16 protein-coding genes are annotated in these 16,773 nt (G+C 52.4%); 11 read left to right on the top strand and 5 right to left on the bottom strand.

Annotated features, from left to right (window positions below):
* Positions 1-501: 501 nt before the first annotated feature.
* A complete protein-coding gene (locus tag TX24_RS31490; RefSeq protein ID WP_082628891.1) occupies positions 502-744 on the bottom strand; it encodes a response regulator transcription factor in 243 nt (80 codons plus the stop codon).
* A 203-nt stretch (positions 745-947) separates the two neighbouring features.
* On the opposite strand from TX24_RS31490, the gene TX24_RS27900 reads away from it, so the two are divergent.
* The 6 genes from TX24_RS27900 to TX24_RS27875 are packed head-to-tail and all read left to right on the top strand — an operon-like array spanning position 948 to position 9,154.
* Positions 948-2,204 carry an HlyD family secretion protein gene (locus TX24_RS27900; protein WP_057711879.1) on the top strand — a complete coding sequence of 419 codons (1,257 nt, stop codon included), beginning with the start codon at positions 948-950 and terminating at the stop codon, positions 2,202-2,204.
* A 9-nt stretch (positions 2,205-2,213) separates the two neighbouring features.
* Complete coding sequence (locus TX24_RS27895; RefSeq protein WP_057711876.1) at positions 2,214-4,367, top strand: peptidase domain-containing ABC transporter; 2,154 nt, start codon at positions 2,214-2,216, stop codon at positions 4,365-4,367.
* Positions 4,367-5,785 (top strand): TolC family protein, encoded by a 1,419-nt coding sequence (locus TX24_RS27890; protein ID WP_057711875.1) that lies wholly within the window; start codon positions 4,367-4,369, stop codon positions 5,783-5,785. The genes TX24_RS27895 and TX24_RS27890 overlap by 1 nt, the downstream gene beginning before the upstream one ends.
* Positions 5,722-6,963: an SbmA/BacA-like family transporter gene (locus tag TX24_RS27885; RefSeq protein ID WP_157255573.1), complete on the top strand. Its 1,242-nt coding sequence runs from the start codon at positions 5,722-5,724 to the stop codon at positions 6,961-6,963. The genes TX24_RS27890 and TX24_RS27885 overlap by 64 nt, the downstream gene beginning before the upstream one ends.
* Before the next feature lie 9 nt (positions 6,964-6,972).
* Positions 6,973-8,700, top strand: coding sequence for a hypothetical protein (locus TX24_RS27880; RefSeq protein ID WP_057711873.1), 1,728 nt, complete (start codon positions 6,973-6,975; stop codon positions 8,698-8,700).
* A complete protein-coding gene (locus tag TX24_RS27875; protein ID WP_057711872.1) occupies positions 8,693-9,154 on the top strand; it encodes a toxin-activating lysine-acyltransferase in 462 nt (153 codons plus the stop codon). Before TX24_RS27880 ends, TX24_RS27875 begins: the two co-directional genes overlap by 8 nt.
* A gap of 255 nt (positions 9,155-9,409) precedes the next feature.
* Here TX24_RS27875 and TX24_RS27870 read toward each other — a convergent pair whose 3' ends face one another.
* The 3 genes from TX24_RS27870 to TX24_RS27865 form a co-directional block, all read right to left on the bottom strand.
* Positions 9,410-9,703 carry a hypothetical protein gene (locus TX24_RS27870; RefSeq protein WP_057711871.1) on the bottom strand — a complete coding sequence of 98 codons (294 nt, stop codon included), beginning with the start codon at positions 9,701-9,703 and terminating at the stop codon, positions 9,410-9,412.
* 146 nt (positions 9,704-9,849) lie between these two features.
* A complete protein-coding gene (locus TX24_RS33025; protein WP_122993371.1) occupies positions 9,850-10,128 on the bottom strand; it encodes a class IIb bacteriocin, lactobin A/cerein 7B family in 279 nt (92 codons plus the stop codon).
* Positions 10,129-10,591: 463 nt separating this feature from the next.
* A complete protein-coding gene (locus tag TX24_RS27865; protein ID WP_057711870.1) occupies positions 10,592-12,454 on the bottom strand; it encodes a DUF3857 domain-containing transglutaminase family protein in 1,863 nt (620 codons plus the stop codon).
* A gap of 346 nt (positions 12,455-12,800) precedes the next feature.
* Between TX24_RS27865 and TX24_RS31485 the strand changes: the two genes are divergently transcribed.
* A complete protein-coding gene (locus TX24_RS31485; RefSeq protein WP_183043803.1) occupies positions 12,801-12,947 on the top strand; it encodes a hypothetical protein in 147 nt (48 codons plus the stop codon).
* A gap of 23 nt (positions 12,948-12,970) precedes the next feature.
* Here the strand turns inward: TX24_RS31485 and TX24_RS27860 are convergent, their stop codons facing one another.
* Positions 12,971-13,411 (bottom strand): hotdog fold domain-containing protein, encoded by a 441-nt coding sequence (locus TX24_RS27860; protein ID WP_057711869.1) that lies wholly within the window; start codon positions 13,409-13,411, stop codon positions 12,971-12,973.
* A gap of 134 nt (positions 13,412-13,545) precedes the next feature.
* Here TX24_RS27860 and TX24_RS27855 point away from each other — a divergent pair, with 134 nt between their 5' ends.
* From TX24_RS27855 to TX24_RS27840, 4 genes are all read left to right on the top strand, one after another.
* Positions 13,546-14,163, top strand: coding sequence for a TetR/AcrR family transcriptional regulator (locus tag TX24_RS27855; RefSeq protein ID WP_057711868.1), 618 nt, complete (start codon positions 13,546-13,548; stop codon positions 14,161-14,163).
* 240 nt (positions 14,164-14,403) lie between these two features.
* Complete coding sequence (locus TX24_RS27850) at positions 14,404-15,615, top strand: YeeE/YedE family protein (protein ID WP_057711867.1); 1,212 nt, start codon at positions 14,404-14,406, stop codon at positions 15,613-15,615.
* Positions 15,605-16,138: a GNAT family N-acetyltransferase gene (locus TX24_RS27845; RefSeq protein ID WP_057711866.1), complete on the top strand. Its 534-nt coding sequence runs from the start codon at positions 15,605-15,607 to the stop codon at positions 16,136-16,138. Before TX24_RS27850 ends, TX24_RS27845 begins: the two co-directional genes overlap by 11 nt.
* A 91-nt stretch (positions 16,139-16,229) precedes the next feature.
* A complete protein-coding gene (locus TX24_RS27840) occupies positions 16,230-16,772 on the top strand; it encodes a cysteine hydrolase family protein (RefSeq protein WP_057711865.1) in 543 nt (180 codons plus the stop codon).
* Position 16,773: the final 1 nt, after the last annotated feature.

Raw genomic sequence — 16,773 nt, 5'->3', positions numbered from 1 at the left:
GGATTTCAGCTGGTGCTGGGGGGGGTTCTTTGGTCCCCGGCGGGTTTTCTTATTTTTTTTTTTTTTTTTTTTTTTTTTTTGCCAAGATTTATTTGGAGGAAAACTATTCAAAAGCCTACAGTGCGGTTATTTAAAATGTGATCTTAATTTAATTTGGCAGGGATAACGTTTTTTTTTTTTGCACGCAGACGTTGTGCTATTCGTTTGCGTTAAAGCTAGCGGACTGGCTATCAATTGCAAAAGAGACTGTCGTCAGGGTGTGTAACCAGCTGGAATCGCTCGGCGTCAGCCAGCGCTTGTGCTGTGGAGGCTGTCATGGCTATTTATTTCCTAGAAATAAATTCAGTTCTGGAGCCTGTAGCTGAGGCATGAAGTTTTGAGCTTTCTCGGGCTATCAGTCTAGGTTTTATTAATACTTTAAATTTCGATATTAATTTACGCTCGGTGGGGTCGAAAACGGCTCAAGTTATTGTGTCTATTTTTAAAGGCGTGATACTCGGACTATAGTGGGCGCTTCATGGTGCTGCTCAAAACCGCTAGCTCTACACGGCTGGTCGTGTTGGTCTTTTTTAATATTGATGAAATGTGATCCCTGACGGTATGGTCGCTAATTCCCAATTGTCGACCGATTTCTTTGTTGGTCAGGCCGTAAATCAAAAGGCCTAACACATCAGCTTCACGGTTGGTAAATTTCAATGCTGGTTTTCCTTTGTTGTTTTTCGGGAAAGCAGGGTTGGTATTCATGTTTTTTATGAATAACTGATCCGAATCATATTTGTCTATATGCCTTACGAACGAGGGAGGAGAAAATTTATTCGCTGAAATATTTTGTATCAGAACGATTTTTAATTTTATCGGTTCGGTTTTTTTATGCTGAAAGAAAGCTTGTTGTGCGAACCGAATTCGAGAGTGATTGATAAGGACAAGTTGTGACGTCGAAAACCCCACTGTTCCGGCTTGAGGCGTTGACCTCCAGGCATGTGAATTGGCTAGGTGAAATTGTGCTCGTCAGGCCGGTCTCCTTTGCCTTTTTGACGCTGGTTGCGGGGTTGCTCGCGACCATGGTGGTGACTTTTTTTCTTTGTGGCAGTTACACAAAGCGCATCACTGTACCGGGTCAGTTGGTGCCCTTCGCGGGGCAACTGAAAATACACGCTCCCCAGTACGGTTTGGTCCTCGAGCGCTTTATCGAGGAAGGCCAGCCGGTTAAACAGGGAGCGCCATTGTTCCGAGTTTCCAGTGAACGATATGCAGGGGATTCGCGGCCGGTACAAGCAGACGTAAGCGATCAACTTGCAATGCGGCAACGTTCTCTCAGTGATGAACTCATGAAAAAAAAGCAACTTCAAGCGCAGGAGCGGCAAAGCCTGCAAAGCAAGCTGGACAGTCTGCGACGACAACTGCGAACGCTCGCACAACAGACAGCCAGTCAGGAGCAGCTTGTAAAGCTGGCGACCAATGCGGCTGATCGTTATCAAGGATTGATGGATAAGGGTTACATCTCAATGGATCAACTTCAACAGCGCCAGTCCGAACTACTTGGCCAGCATCAGACGCTTCAGGGACTGGCACGCGAAACGACAGTGTTGAATCTGCAATTGGTGCAGGTGCAGCATGAGCTTGCAGGTCTTTCGTCACTGCATGAAAACCAACTTGCCGGCATTCAGCGCTCGCTGTCGGGTATCCAGCAAGAACTCATTGAAAGCGAAGCCAAGCGTGCCTTGGTCATAACGGCTCCCCAAGATGGGGTGGCCACTGCGATTCTTGTTGAGCCGGGCCAGACGGTTGATAGCTCGCGGGTCTTGATGAGCATTGTGCCCGCCAATTCCCATCTACAAGTAGAGTTGTACGCACCTAGCAAAGCCATTGGTTTTGTGCGTGCGGGCGACCCCGTGAGAGTGCGGTATCAGGCATACCCCTACCAAAAGTTCGGCCAACACAGTGGCAGCGTTACCTCTATCTCAAAAGCATCGCTGTCGGCCGCTGATCTGGCAACGATGACCGGTAGCGTTCCAGGGCTTGGCCTTGAAGGTGAGCAGATTTATCGCATTCGCGTTGATATCGAAGCGCAATCCGTACTGGCTTACGGCAAGCCGCGCGCGCTGCAAACCGGCATGTTGGTTGAGGCAGATATTCTGCAGGAGACCCGCCGCCTCTATGAGTGGGTGCTTGAGCCGCTCTACAGCCTGACTGGAAAACTTTAGGAGAGCAGCATGAGCTACCTCGATGCGATCTCCTTGCGAATGGGTCGCCGCCTGCCCTTGATTCTGCAAACTGAAGCCACGGAGTGTGGCCTGGCCTGCCTGGCGATGATCACAGGCTTCCATGGTCATCATTCCACGTTGATGGACTTGCGCCGCCAATTCAACGTGTCGCTCAAAGGCAGTACGCTCAAGCAACTGATCCAGATTGCCGACCAGCTCAATCTCGGTACTCGGGCTGTCAGGCTGGAACTTGAAGATCTGAACAAACTCAAGCTGCCCTGTATTTTGCATTGGAACTTCAACCACTTCGTTGTGCTCAAGGCGGTAGAGAGTCAACAAATTATTGTGCATGACCCTGCGAGTGGCATGCGGCATCTGAGCTTGGCCGAGGCCAGCAAATCCTTTACCGGGGTAGCGCTCGAAGTCTGGCCGGAAGGAGGCTTTGAAAAGCAGGAGCCCAAGCCCCAGGTCAAACTGATGGGTATGCTGGGAAAAGTGAGTGGCCTTTATCGCTCCCTTGGGCAGGTATTGGTCTTGGCATTAGCCTTGGAAGTGTTCTCACTGGTCAGTCCGTTCTTGCTGCAATGGACGCTCGATAACGTATTGGTCACACAGGATCGTGACCTGCTGACCACGTTGATAATTGGCTTTGGCCTGTTGTTGCTGATGCAGCAAACGGTGAGTGCCATTAGGGCCTGGGTCATGATGCACATGAGTACGCTGTTGAGCGTGCAATGGTGTGCCAATGTCTTCAGTCATCTACTGCGCCTGCCAATCCAGTATTTTGAAAAGCGTCATCTGGGAGATGTTGTCTCACGCTTCGGTGCTGTCGACGTCATTCAGGGGACCCTGACAGCCGCGTTCTTTTCCGCCGTTCTGGATGGTCTGATGACCATCGCTACCTTCACGCTAATGCTTGTATACAGCCCATTATTGGCGGCCATCGCAGCAGCAGCGATGTTCCTGTACGCCCTGGTTCGCTGGGCGTGGTACTACCCGTTACGGCGGGCCAGCGAAGAGCAGATTGTTCACGCCGCTCGCCAGGAAAGCCACTTCTTGGAAACGGTACGCGGCATACGACCGATCAAGCTGTTCCAGCGCCAGAATGAACGGCGTCTCGCCTGGCTTGGATTGCTGGTAGAGCAGATCAATGCAGGATTGCGGACTCAGAAGTTACAGCTGATCTACACGCAGTTGAACGGTTTGATATTCGGTCTGGAAAGCCTGATCGCCGTAGGGGTCGGTGCGTCGATGGTCATGAATAACCAGTTCACCGTGGGTGTACTAATCGCCTTCATGGCTTATAAAAATCAGTTTGTCAGCCGCGTCGCGAGTCTGATCGATCATTTTTTTGAGCTTTACATGCTGCGTCTGCAAAGTGAGCGACTGGCCGACATCGTCATGCATCCACCGGAAGACAGTCGTGGGACGCTCGCCGGCGTGACGTGGCCAGCAAGCCCTGTAGATATTGAACTCAAAGGTGTGAAATATCGATATTCCGATCAAGAGCCATTCGTACTTGACGGTATTGATCTATGCATCGCACAGGGCGAGTCAGTGGCGATCACTGGGGTCTCGGGCAGTGGCAAGAGCACCCTTGTCAGCTTGCTGTTAGGAATCCTCCAGCCTACTGAGGGCAAGATTTGCATCGCCGGTAGTGATTTGCAGCAACTGGGTACCGAAAAGTTTCGCGGCAAGATCGGCACAGTCATGCAGGACGACTGTCTGTTCGCTGGTTCACTGTCAGACAACATTGTGTTTTTTGAGTCAAATCCTGATCTGGACTGGGCCATGGAGTGTGCACGCATGGCGTCCATTCATAGCGACATTCTGGCCATGCCGATGGGTTACAACACCTTGGTAGGTGATATGGGCACGGTGTTGTCTGGTGGTCAGAAACAGCGTGTGCTGTTAGCCAGGGCGCTCTACAAGAAACCCGACATTCTGATTCTGGATGAAGCCACCAGCCATCTGGATATGGCCTGCGAGCAACAGGTCAACGAGGCGGTGCGTGCGTTGGCGGTGACGCGCATCATCATCGCTCACCGCGCTGAGACGATTGCGTCGGCAGATCGGGTTGTGGTGATGGAGCATGGGCGGATTGTGCCGACACCGTTTGCCGAGACTCATTGTATTCATGCCATCGGCACGGTCACTTCGTGATGAGGGCGGCACGTACAGCAGCAATAGTGGCTGGTCTTTGTGCTGGCTCTCAGTGGGAAGCAGCAGCAGGTCTGGATGTGTTCATGACTGAGCGCACGGTTGCGCATACCGCCACTCAGCCCATCGACAGGGTTCCAGGAGCGTGCGAGAGCAGCCCGCTACCGGCGCGTTTAACATTGGAGAACATGATAGAGCGCGTGCTCTGTCACGACCCCCAAGCACGGCTGAACTGGGCAACTGCCAGGGCCATGGCCGCTGATGTCGGGGGGCGGCAGGCGGCGTATCTCCCCAGGCTCAACGCAAGTTCGGGTATCACCACGGGTCGCAACGACACGAATTATGACCAGCGTGAGGAATACTCCAACCGTGGTCATAAAAGCCAAGTGGATCATCGATTGGCCTTGAGTTGGGTGCTGTTTGATTTTGGTCGGCGCGATGCAGCATTGCGTAATGCTCGTCAATTGTTGATTGCGGCGAACGCCAATCAAGATGAGCAATTGCAGCAAACCTTCATACTGGCTGCGCAGTTGTATTACGACACGCTGGCCGCACAAAACAGTCAGATAGCTGCTGCTCAGGTGGCGGCCCTTGCAGCCGAAAACCTTAAGGCAGCCAGTGCCAAACATGACGCAGGCGCTGCTGCACTTTCGGACCGCCTCCAAGCCCAGGCAGCGTACTCCCAAGCGGCACTCAATGAAGTGCGCAGCAATGGTGCTTTAGTCAATGCCAAGGGGCTTATTGCCCTGCGCATGGGACTGGCGCCACAAACACCGCTGGAGCTAGCAGGAAGCCTGACTCAGCGCCCGGATACGCACTTTGTCAAAGGCATTAATGAGCTACTTGAACAAGCCAAGCAGGATCATCCCTCGCTCATTGCTGCCAAGGCTCAGTTGAATGCGGCAAAGGCCGCCATCGACGAGAGTAAGGCGCAAGGTCGGCCTACATTGTCATTTATTGCCAGTGCCTCAGATGTGCAGCTTAACCAATCAATGGCGTTCAACGGCGATAGTCGAACGCGGGACAACAGTGTCGGCCTGCAGCTGAATATTCCTTTGTTTGAAGGATTCGAGCGCACTTATCAAGTAAGAAGCGCTCAAGCACGACTGGAGGCGAGGGAGGCCGAAGTGAGTGATGTGGAGCAGCGCATTTCGATAGACCTTTGGGGTAACTATCAGGCACTGATCACTGAAACGCGATCTTTGGAAAGAACGGCTGACTGGGTGGATCAATCCAACCAGGCACTGGAGGTAGTGCAAGGCCGATACCAATCCGGTGTTGGCAGCATGATCGAATTACTCAATGCATTGACTGCGTATGCGACCGCAGAGCAGCAGCACATTAATGCACTGAATAGTTGGCAAATGGCACGCTTGAAATTAGCGGCGAGCTTGGGGCGCCTGGGGTTCTGGGCGCTATAGTCGCTTGTGTTTTAAATAAACCAAAAACTATAACTAAAAATATAAATGTAAAAAGCCGAGAAGCCATGATGAATACGGAAGCAGAATGTGCAGTTGCGTCGAGATTTAACCGGAATAGCTTTCTGCGGAATACGTCACTTTTACTATCATTGTATTGGAGGTCGGAAGAAAAATTTTTTGCGTGGTGCGCACTCATTGCCTTGGTAACGCTCTCTCTGTTGGGGGTTGCAACTGCATTAGCGCTCAATGAGTGGTATAAGCACTTCTACAATGCCATTCAAGAACTGAATGCTCACCGGTTCTATACATTGATATCGGTTTTTCTTGGAGTTGTTTGTTTCTCGGTAGCACGCTCAGTGCTGACCACCTATTTGGTAGATATATTTGCACTTAAGTGGCGTCGGTGGCTGACTAATTATTATCTTTCTGAATGGATACTTCAGTCGCCGCAGCCGGATCAGGTTGAACGTCACGTTGACAATCCAGATCAGCGTATCGCTGAGGATATCAATAAGTTTACTTATTCAACCGTCTATCTTGCTTGCGGGCTTCTTTATACGCTGGCGAGTGTGGTGTCATTCAGTGTGGTGCTCATCGCCATTTCGGGTAGTGCGTCACTGTGGGGGGTGACGGTTCCTGCCTATATGTTTTGGGTGGCGATTATATATGCTGTGCTGGGCATGTATATCAGTCAGAAAATCGGATTCAAACTTGTGTCCCTGAACAATCATCAGCAAAAGTCAGAAGCAGATTTACGTTATTGTTTGGTGCGGTTTCGTGATCGAAATAAAAAAGGGTATGGTAAAGCAATGCGAAGTTCTGAAAAGGCTAATCTTAGCAACAAGCTTGATATTAGTCTCGCTAATATGCGCCGTACCGTCCGGGTGAAAGTGCGCCTTTCGTTGTTTACAGAAAGTTATGGTCAGCTCTCATTGCTGTTTAGTAGTTTGCTGGCAGTGCCGAGGTTTTTTTCTGGCGCTATCAAGTTTGGCGATGTGATGCAGATTAATTCGGCATTCGGAAACCTCTGTGAAAATTTAAGTTGGTTTATTAATGCCTACCAGGACATAGCGGAGTGGAAAGCAACTACTGACCGAATGATATCTTTTGATGAGGCGTTGGCGCAGCAGGTTAAAATTTCAACGAGCTATCGTGACCTCATAAGACTTTCTAATTAAGGCGATAACATGTCTAAATTAACACTGAGCGATTTGCCGGAAGTGTTTGTCCCCTTTGAAACCGTAAAGGCCAATAGAGGAAAGGTTATCTATTACAACAAAGACCTTGGGGTTACCTTGAGTGCTTCGGAGTTAATGTCGAAATATAATTATATAACCATTGATACGGCTCTCGAGTCGGACAATTTTCTGGATAGAAAGGTTTTTTTTGCAGAGCGATATGGCGGTGATGGGATTTCCACCAATGGTGGCGGAGGACGCTGTGGTTTCGATGGGGTATTTCAATTAAAAGGCTTGGGGCCTAATCAACTGGTCGGAGACAGGCCTCGGGATACGTATGGAAACTCACATGCAAATGGCCTTTTATCATTGGATGTGGCTATTTATGAGGCCATTTGGGCTGAGGTCATAAACATTGCGCTTCCCTACGGAGCAGTGAGGACTGTTGCCGTTATAGATCTGGAATATGATTTTGAAGAGCCAGACAAGAAACATGCTCGGGGCCTGTTGGTACGTTTGCCCGCCGTAAGACCCGCTCACTTTATTCGTGCAGTTTACTTTAAAGAGATGAAGATTGGTTCGCTTAGTGAGGACGCTAAGCGTGTAAAAAAGGCAGTAAAAAAGCTTGTTGATTTTCTTCCGAAAAACAATCATAAAGTCGAATTTCAGGATTTAAATGTACGGATTACTTTAGGAATGGTTGAATTGGTAACGCGTTATGCCAAACAGTTTGCAGCGGCGAGAGCAAAACGAATATTTCATCAGAGTATTAGTGCGTCAAATATAACTTTAGAGGGGGGGTGGATGGACTTGGCGGGCGCGTCAGTATTTTCAGATAAGATCTGGTGGGAAGGATTCGATGTCAAACAATATTTGACGGAGTATGAGCCGGCAATTGGTAGTGTTCGCGATATGTGTTTTTATTTGTGCAAGTATGAAGTGATGAAAGTTGAGGAGTCAAATGAATTAGCGGAGTTGGCGATTACAGTTTTCAATCTTGAGTATAATAAAAGCTTGTCGCTATATAACGCGGCTCAGGCAGGGTTTCCTTTGGAAATACTAGGCGCTTTATCTGATGATATGTGTTTTTTAAGGTATTCTGATTTTATATATAAGGTTCTTAGGGATGATCGGCACACTGTAGCGCCAATTACAGCGAGGGGGGGGTGGACAGGTTACGAGCACTGGATTGCTAAGCTTTATAAGCAGCTTCTTCGGCAAAAAATCTATCAAACAAAAGAGAGCTTTTGTTGGTTTTCCAAGGACCAGGAATTCTTGAGGGGACTAATATATGCGTATGACGCACTATTTGATCTGGTTCTACGTAATTTTGAAGGTGTAGGAGGAACTTATAGCGGACTTTGTAAACTTGTGAGTATTAATGTTACTCGGCTGAATAGATGCGGTTCAGTACTGTTTAGTTTGCAGAGCGAAATCCCCAAAGCGCGTAAAGCGGCAGAGCTTGAGGATGGGGAGTTTGGAGTTGATAAGCTGTTTCAAGAGGCGATTGACTCTGCATGTTTAGCGTATAAGCATTATGCGGGCGTTCGTACTTTGTTCTGGAAGAGCGGGGCAGCAATGATTTTTTATGATGCATCGAATGATTGCTTTGTTACTAGTGTTGCCGGGCGAGAGGTTGTAATGACAGGTACATTTTCAGAAATTAGCGCGGCAGTAAGTTTGGTGAGATCCGCGGCTCCCTTTTACGATGACGTGATTGAGGTTTTTTATGAGTAAAAAATATAAAATATTCAACGAGTGCAAAAAAAGCAGCATCGACGAACAGGCAAAGACATTAGGTTTTGCGTTTTGGATTGCGATGCAATGTCCAGAATATTGCTTGTTCAGGTTGATCGATCTCAGGGCGTGGCTGATGCCAGCCATTCAGCACAAGCAAATAATGCTTTTCTTTGATGCCTTTGATAATCCAATTGGTTATGTGACTTGGGCGAACCTAGCTGCCGACGCTGAAGATCGCCTATTGAACGATCCGAATTTTTTACTTCACGAATGTGAGTGGGATGAGGGAAATAGAACGTGGATAATAGATTGTTGCTTTCCATTTGGGGGCGCGGTATTAGCTATGCCAGAACTTAGAGGTAAATTTATATCGCAGAGTATAAGTAGCGTTCATTGGGCTCGGAGGGCGGGCGACTACTCGGTTCGAAAAGTCGTCAGTTGTACTGTCTAGCTTGCTGTTGTGCGCGTGCTTGATTTATACATTGAAAATTTTTGGTGTTTTCTCAGAGGAGTAAACCGGCTCATCAATGAGATGTTAAGGTGGCGGTAATTTTTTCAAAGACTCCCTGACGGTAGCATAAATAAAAAATGCAATTATAAGCAATTTAGTGACTGGCGGCAGCGAGTATTTTACGATTAACGTATGCTGTAAGTTTTTTGGTTTGGGTTAAAGTATGGTCAAAGTATTAAAGGGTGGAGGGAGCTTTCAAGGGCGGTTGATGCGGCGAAATAAGTCCAATACGGACCGCTTATGGTGAAAAAAATGTGCTATCAGGTAAGCGATTAGAATATTGACCAATGCCACCGCACCGCTTCTAAGAACAGCTTCGATAAGCAGCATTTTTTGATTGAAATGCAAAAATATCGTATTCGCTATGAGGATTAGTGCGCCCACAGTGACAATTACTAGATGCTTGCGCGCAACTAATGCAGGTAGTATTACAGATACGCATAGAAGTCCCCAAAAACCATTCAATACCCCAAACGCGTCAAAAGTCATAAATATAATTCCTCAATACATGGGCGCTCTGTTACTTTTGATAGCAGAACACCCAAGCTTCTGGGTGTCCATTTTTAATGGTTCGCTGGGGCCTAGAAACTTGGGATCGTGAGATACACCACATTTCTTATGTGAAACACGATACCTCAAGAACTTGAGATGTTTCGAGTGAAAAGCCCAGTTGCGCTGGCCGTTGCAACGGAATATGCATAGTATACCCCTTTACCCACCCCTGTTGCGACCGAAGCAACAGCACTGTACCCCGCAGATACTCCTCCCATAACGGCCGCTCCGGCGATTTGTCCTGGACTTCCGCCGCTCAGATATGCACTCGTACCGCCTCCAATAGCACCGCCTATAACAACGACTGCTGGATGTACCCCTCCAGCAATTGTTTGAATTTCATCGTCCGTAAGCTTTCTCATTAGGTCATCATCCTATACCAGTTTTCACCCTAAACAACAGCGATCAAAAAGTGCTTCGCAGCTGTATCGCGTAATAGAGTAACGCTCCGCAGCGTATTCTAGTACCCCTACATGTGTAGGGTGATTAAGAGGTGCCTTTGCATACTGCTATATAAGAATAAGACCAATGGATGCGTGATTCTATTGCTGGATATTTTATATTATTTTTGAAAGTTTACGTCGATATTTGCTTGTTGAGTCGTCTGGGCTTGGTCTGACTTTCGGCTAACGAAGGGATTTCAAACTCAAGGGAGTAGCGTAAAAATCGTAGAAAGGCCCGTGCGCTCATGTGAGTTGACAGACGTTTAAAAATATTTGACGTTATTGCGACAGCGGTAACGATTTTTTATACCCGCGTCTCAGCATCGCAGCCCACGACTCCCGCGCGCCAGTGAGTCACTGACACGCAAGCACGGCGAGGACTTTACAACGTTTGCACAATGACCTGGCTTTTCAAATCGTTGACCATGTCTTCAATCGCCGGTTGCATGGCCGCGAAATCTTCCGGGGTGCAGAGAATCTCTGGCTTGCTAAACACATACTGACGGGTGATCAGCACCGTATTGGCCTTCTTCACATAGGTAGAGCGATAGTCGAAGCCTGCGTGTTTCACCGACACTGCCTTGGGCACCGCGAGGATCTTCACCTTGGCGGGGAACTCCAGGCGCGCAACTTCTGAGATTTCACTCGAAAGGCAGGAGAAGTTCTGAGTACGTTCCTTTTCGGCCATCAAGGAAAACACGCTCTGGCCAATACCGCCGGCCAAGCTGGAGAGGGTAGGCACCCCGGTCGGGCCAGGCAGGTTGACCAGATTGCTGGTGTGGCCTTTGAGGGTGAACTTGAAGGTATTGGCAGTACTGTCCAAAGCGTCAGTTTCGATCACGCCGCTACCGGATTGCCCAAACATGCTCAGGACCTGTTGCACCAACTGATTACGGTCGGCTGGCTGCATGGCCTTGAGCATGAAGCGGTTAAGCTCCGCGCCCCAACCGTCGATGGTGGAGTCATTGGTAAAGTCTGCAGCGCCTTTGGTGTTGACCTTGAACGCCATGGTTGTGTCCACTTTGCTAGGCTGGCGGGACGGTGTCTGCTTACGCTCACCGGTCTGTGTCAGCAATACCGGTTTGCCGAGTTCGGGCAGAGGCAGGTAGCCAGCGGCGATGGGGGTCGCGGTGGAGTCCAGGTACAGATCGAGGCTGGGTACATAAGTGATCACATGGTTGAGCACGCCCAGAGTCGGCACCTGGGGCAGTACGTAGGCGTTGCCGGCGTTGATCAGGGCGGGCGAGCTTTCAATGGCGACGGCTTTGAGCAGCGCTTCAAGCAGGGCTACATGGTCTTTGCAGTCGCCGTAGCGGTTATCCAGCACCGCTTGCGCTGAATGCGGTACTACGCCGCCGGCGCCGACGTACACGGCCACATAGCGGATGTTCTTGCGTACCCAGTCACTCAGCACCAGGGCCTTGCTGCGTGGGTTGTCGAGGTTGGTGGTGAGTTCCTTGGCCAGTTGGGTCATGGCCGGGGTCACTTCTACCTGTGCGCGTGCGGCGTAGGCCCGGGCAAACTGTTTGTAGTCGGTGAACGTCGATACGGCCAGCAGTTGCCCGTAGTCGGTGTAGGCAACGGAGCCATCTTCCACGCGATTTTTCTTGGTTTGCTCCAAGTCCCAGCGGTACACCGTTCGCCCGTTGGCGTTGGCTGGCGCGGACGCTTTGAAACCCCGTGAGTCGGCGTACAGCTTCATTTCGGCGGGCATGTCGTAGCTCAGGCGCACCTGCTCATTCTGGTAAAAGTCCGGCGAGAAAAGGTCTTCGAACTGCCCCGCAAACAACGGTGTATTGCGATGGCGCTGGTACCGCAGAACCATGCGATCACCCACTTGCAGCTCCGGGAAGATCACCACTTTGACCCGCGAGTCCTGAAACATCGGCGCCTGGGCAGACTCCAGTTCCTGCTGCTCCTTGATCCGGTCTGGTGTTACCACGACTTTGCGGCCATCGGATTTGAGAGTGTAGGCCTCGACAATATCCAGAGTTTCCAGGGTGCGATTGTAGGCCACAGAGCGCTGGGCGTTGGAGGTGATCGCGCGTTCTTCATTGATCCGCATAACCCGTTCGACATCCAGCACAAAGCTACCGTCGGGGTTCACGACGTAGGACTGGATGTTTTTTTCGTGGGTCAGGGAGAGGTCGGTGTAATCGGCACGGGCTGGCGTCGTCAACAGCGCGCAGACCATGACTGCCAGCACACCGAACAGGCGTAACGCAGAGAACGGGAGGCTTTGCATAGAGATCCTTCTGAACTAGGGGCGCGCCGTTTCACCGGGGCGTATGTTCCTGAATAAGTCGATGGATAGGACTCGCGAGCGCTTCGCCTACTCAATTGGCTGACGTTCAGGGGTTATGAAGATTTTTTAGGTTTCTCTCGTACGCTATGTGTGCCGAGACTTCCCATTGAGTAAGACGTTTTCGAAGGATTTTATTTAGCGCTGGTTAATCAGAAAGTTAAAAGCCTTGATCCATGTCTCTTGGGTGAAGAGGTGTTTTTTTGACGGCTGATGATCTTTTCCCGTCCTCTTACCTGATATGCCGATAAGGCGTTCGCCCTTGATACCTTCGCCCTGGAAAGGACCGATGCAGCTCGCCGTTGGCGGTATTGCCGATGCGCAATTGATGCCGCATATCGCCGGCGATACCACCACGGCAATCCGCACCGCTTCGCAGTGCAGCGTCGACCGCATCCATGCGTCCAGTCACGCATTGCAGATGCCGCGTAGCTGATACTGCCTGGGCCGGCCGAATGCCTAAGCGAGTTTCACATTCATGGTGATGTGGGCGGTGAAGACCTTGACGCCACCCGCATCAAAGATCTCCACCGGCACGATCTTGTCTCCGGCGGTTTGCCAATCGATAGCGCTGCCATCGGCAACAGCGCGGATATCGGTTTTCGCCTTGGCCAGGTATTCCACAGTCATGCCTTTGGGAATCCAGCGTGCGCCTGCGGGGATCGACGCGTCGGTCATCATGCCGCCGGCCAGTTCGGCGGCGTTGCACAGTGCGATGGCATGCATCGAGGCTAGGTGGTTGGTGATTTCCTTGCGAAACGGCACGGTGACCACCGCATGGTTGGGTTTGAGCTCCGCGATCTCGGGCGTGATGGTGCTGAAGTAGGGGGCCATCTGGCAGGCCAGGTTGCTGAATGCAGCGGGGCCTACGCTATTGAACATGCTCAGGGCTTGGCTCATCGGAATATCCTTAAGGGTCATTTGCAGAATAATATTCTGTAACGGAACAATATTCTGTTGATTCCGCGGCTGTCAACCTGAGCTTTCTCTGCCGGTCGTTCAGCCTATAAACTGTTTTGATTTGGCGTTCCTCCATGCACTCCATCGATCTCATCGAGCGCACCTTCCCCGGCAGGCGCAGCGACCTCAAGCGCATCATCCTGCGCGAAGCACTGGCGTGTTTTAACGAGGTGGGCATCGAGGCGACCTCTATCGAAACCATTCGCGCGCGCTGCGACACCAGCGTGGGCGCTATCTATCACCACTTCGGCAATAAAGAAGGGTTGGTCGCTGCGCTGTTCTTTGCGGCGTTGGAGGACCAGGCCAGTCTGCGTGACCACTATCTGCAAGCAGCGGACACCGCCCACGCAGGTGTCGTCGGGCTGGTGTACAGCTACGTTGAATGGGTGACCGCACAGCCGAACTGGGCGCGGTTCGTGTTCCAAAGCCGTTTTGCCGTCTCCAGCGGCCCGTTCAAGGACGAGCTGCTTGCACGCAATAAACAGCGCAACCAGCAGTTGAAGGAATGGATGGGCGGGGAAGGGCGCAAGGAGCATTTCAGCCACTTGCCTGCCGAGCTGATCCCTTCGCTGATCATTGGTGCGGCGGAAAGTTACTCGCGTGCGTGGTTGTCGGCGAAGGTCAAAAAGAGTCCATTTGAATACCGTGAACTGCTGGCTGAAGCGGCGTGGAAGTCGATCAGCCTGGGTTAGTCAGGCCTGCTCATCTCCTGCAGGAGCTGTCGAGCGGTGTTATTGTCGGGAGTTGTGTTTGGCGCGATGGCCCTGCAAACCGATATTCCACATACACCGCCGATCCCCTGTGGGAGCTGTCGAGCTTTAGCGAGGCTGCGAAAGCGGTGGGTCAAACAATGAGCCTTTGGGCAATGCCCCCCACCTGATCAAATTGCGTCTGAGGCTATACTTGCCTCCTTCCAACCAATCGAGATCCCCATGAGCACCTCTCTTTCCCTGTCGCCCGGGCGCAAGCCCGTCGCGCCACTGATCGCTTTTGTCATCCTGGTGGCGGGCGCTCTGTTCCTGCAAAACACTGTGGGCGCGCGCCAGGTGTTGTTGCTGGTGGTCGGCGCCGCGCTCGGCCTGACCTTGTATCACGCTGCCTTCGGTTTTACTTCGGCCTGGCGCGTGTTTATCAATGATCGGCGTGGCGCCGGCTTGCGTGCGCAGATGGTGATGCTGGCGGTGGCGGTGGTGCTGTTTTTCCCGGCGCTGGGCGCGGGCACTTTGTTTGGCCAGCCGGTGACCGGGCTGGTGGCGCCAGCGGGTGTGTCGGTGGTGTTCGGGGCGTTTATTTTCGGGATCGGCATGCAGCTGGGCGGCGGGTGTGCGTCGGGCACCTTGTTCACCGTCGGCGGCGGTAATGCGCGGATGTTGGTGACACTGCTGTTCTTTATTTGTGGCTCGTTGATCGCCACCCATCACGTCGACTGGTGGTTTGCACTGCCATCGTTCCCGGCGGTTTCCATTGTCAAAAGTTTCGGTGTGCTGCCGGCGCTGGTTCTAAGCCTGGCGGTGTTCGGGCTGATTGCAATGGTGACCGTGCGCCTGGAAAAGCGCCGTCATGGTCAGCTTGAACAAGGCGTACAAAGCGAGCACCAAGGGCTGCGTCGCTTCCTGCGCGGGCCGTGGCCGTTGGTGTGGGGCGCGATTGGCCTGGCGTTGCTCAACTACGTGACCCTGGCCCTGGCCGGGCGGCCATGGGGCATTACCTCGGCGTTCGCGCTGTGGGGCGCCAAGGTGGCGAGCGGGCTGGGCGTGGATGTCGCCAGTTGGGCATTCTGGCAGATGCCGGGCAATGCCAAGGCCCTGGCTGCACCGGTGTGGGAAGACATCACCAGCGTCATGGACATCGGCATTGTCCTCGGTGCGTTGTTGGCCGCAGGCCTGGCCGGGCGTTTCGCGCCCAGCCTGAACATCCCGCTGCGCTCGTTGATCGCGGCGGTGATCGGCGGCCTGATGCTTGGCTATGGTTCGCGCCTGGCCTATGGCTGCAACATCGGCGCGTACTTCAGTGGCATCGCCTCGGGCAGCCTGCATGGCTGGGTGTGGCTGGTGGCGGCCTTTATCGGCAACGGCGTGGGCGTACGTTTACGGCCCTTCTTCTTTGCGGGTGAACGGCCCCAGGTGGCATTGAGTGGCTGCTGAGCAGTCCACCCACATTCGCCTGGCGCGCGCGCAAGATGCCGGTTTGTTGCCCGCCATCGAGCAGTGCGCAGCCCAGGCATTTCGCGCAATCGAAGGGCTGGCTTGGCTGGCGGATGCGGCGTCGATCAGCATCGAACGCTATCGGCAATGGATCGCGCTATCGACCTGTTGGGTGGTGGTTGATGACCTCGATCACCCTCAAGGCTTCCTCAGCGCAGAACGCTTTGGCGACGACCTGCATATCCATGAAGTGTCGGTTGCTCAGCCGCTCCAAGGCCAGGGCTGGGGGCGCAGATTGATGGAAACGGCGATAGAGCATGCCCGCGCCCAACACCTGCGTGCGGTGACGCTGACCACTTTCAAGCATGTACCCTGGAATGCTCCGTTCTACCGGCGCCTGGGCTTTGCAATTCACCTCGATCCGCGTCTGGAAACGATCCTGGCGGATGAATACGTCCATGGCTTCGAACCCGGCAGCCGTTGTGCTATGGCGTGCCCGGTGATATGTCCGAATCCGTCCTGAAGTAGTCTGCCTTGCGTCTGTCGCGCACTGTAGGTGGTCCTTACCATGGCGTGCATCATTTACCCACTGATGCAAGCCACAAGGACTGTCCATGACCCATAAAGCCCTGATCGTGATCGACGCCCAACATTCCTTCCGCCATTCAACCTACTGGTCCGAAAATGACCTGCCCGACTACCTGGAAAAACAGCAGGCGCTCATCGACAGCTGTGTTCAGCGGGGCATCCCGGTGGTACAAGTCTTCCATGTTGAAGACCAGGGGCATTTCTCCATGCAGTCGGGCAACGTCAGGGCACTGAGCGAGTTGTCGATCAATCCGCAGTTGGTAATCCATAAGCGCTACCACAGCGCTTTGGCCGGTACGCCACTGGCCGCGCGCCTGGTGGAAATGGGCGTCACCACGCTGATCATCAGCGGCATCCGCACCGAGCAATGCTGCGAGACCACCACGCGGCAGGCTTCCGACAGCGGCTTCAAGGTGGATTTTGTCAGCGAGGCGACCCTGACCTTCCCGATGACCCACGCGCGTAGCGGCCGGGTCTATACGCCGGCCGAGATTCGCGCACGCACGGAGTTGGTCCTCGATGACCGCTTCGCCCGCATCGTGACGGTTGCCCAGGCACTGGCGGAGTGAA

The organism is Pseudomonas lactis, from assembly GCF_001439845.1.
GTDB lineage: Bacteria > Pseudomonadota > Gammaproteobacteria > Pseudomonadales > Pseudomonadaceae > Aquipseudomonas > Aquipseudomonas lactis.
Note: the sequence above shows the minus strand (reverse complement) of the source record. Positions and strands in the feature narration are given on the sequence as shown.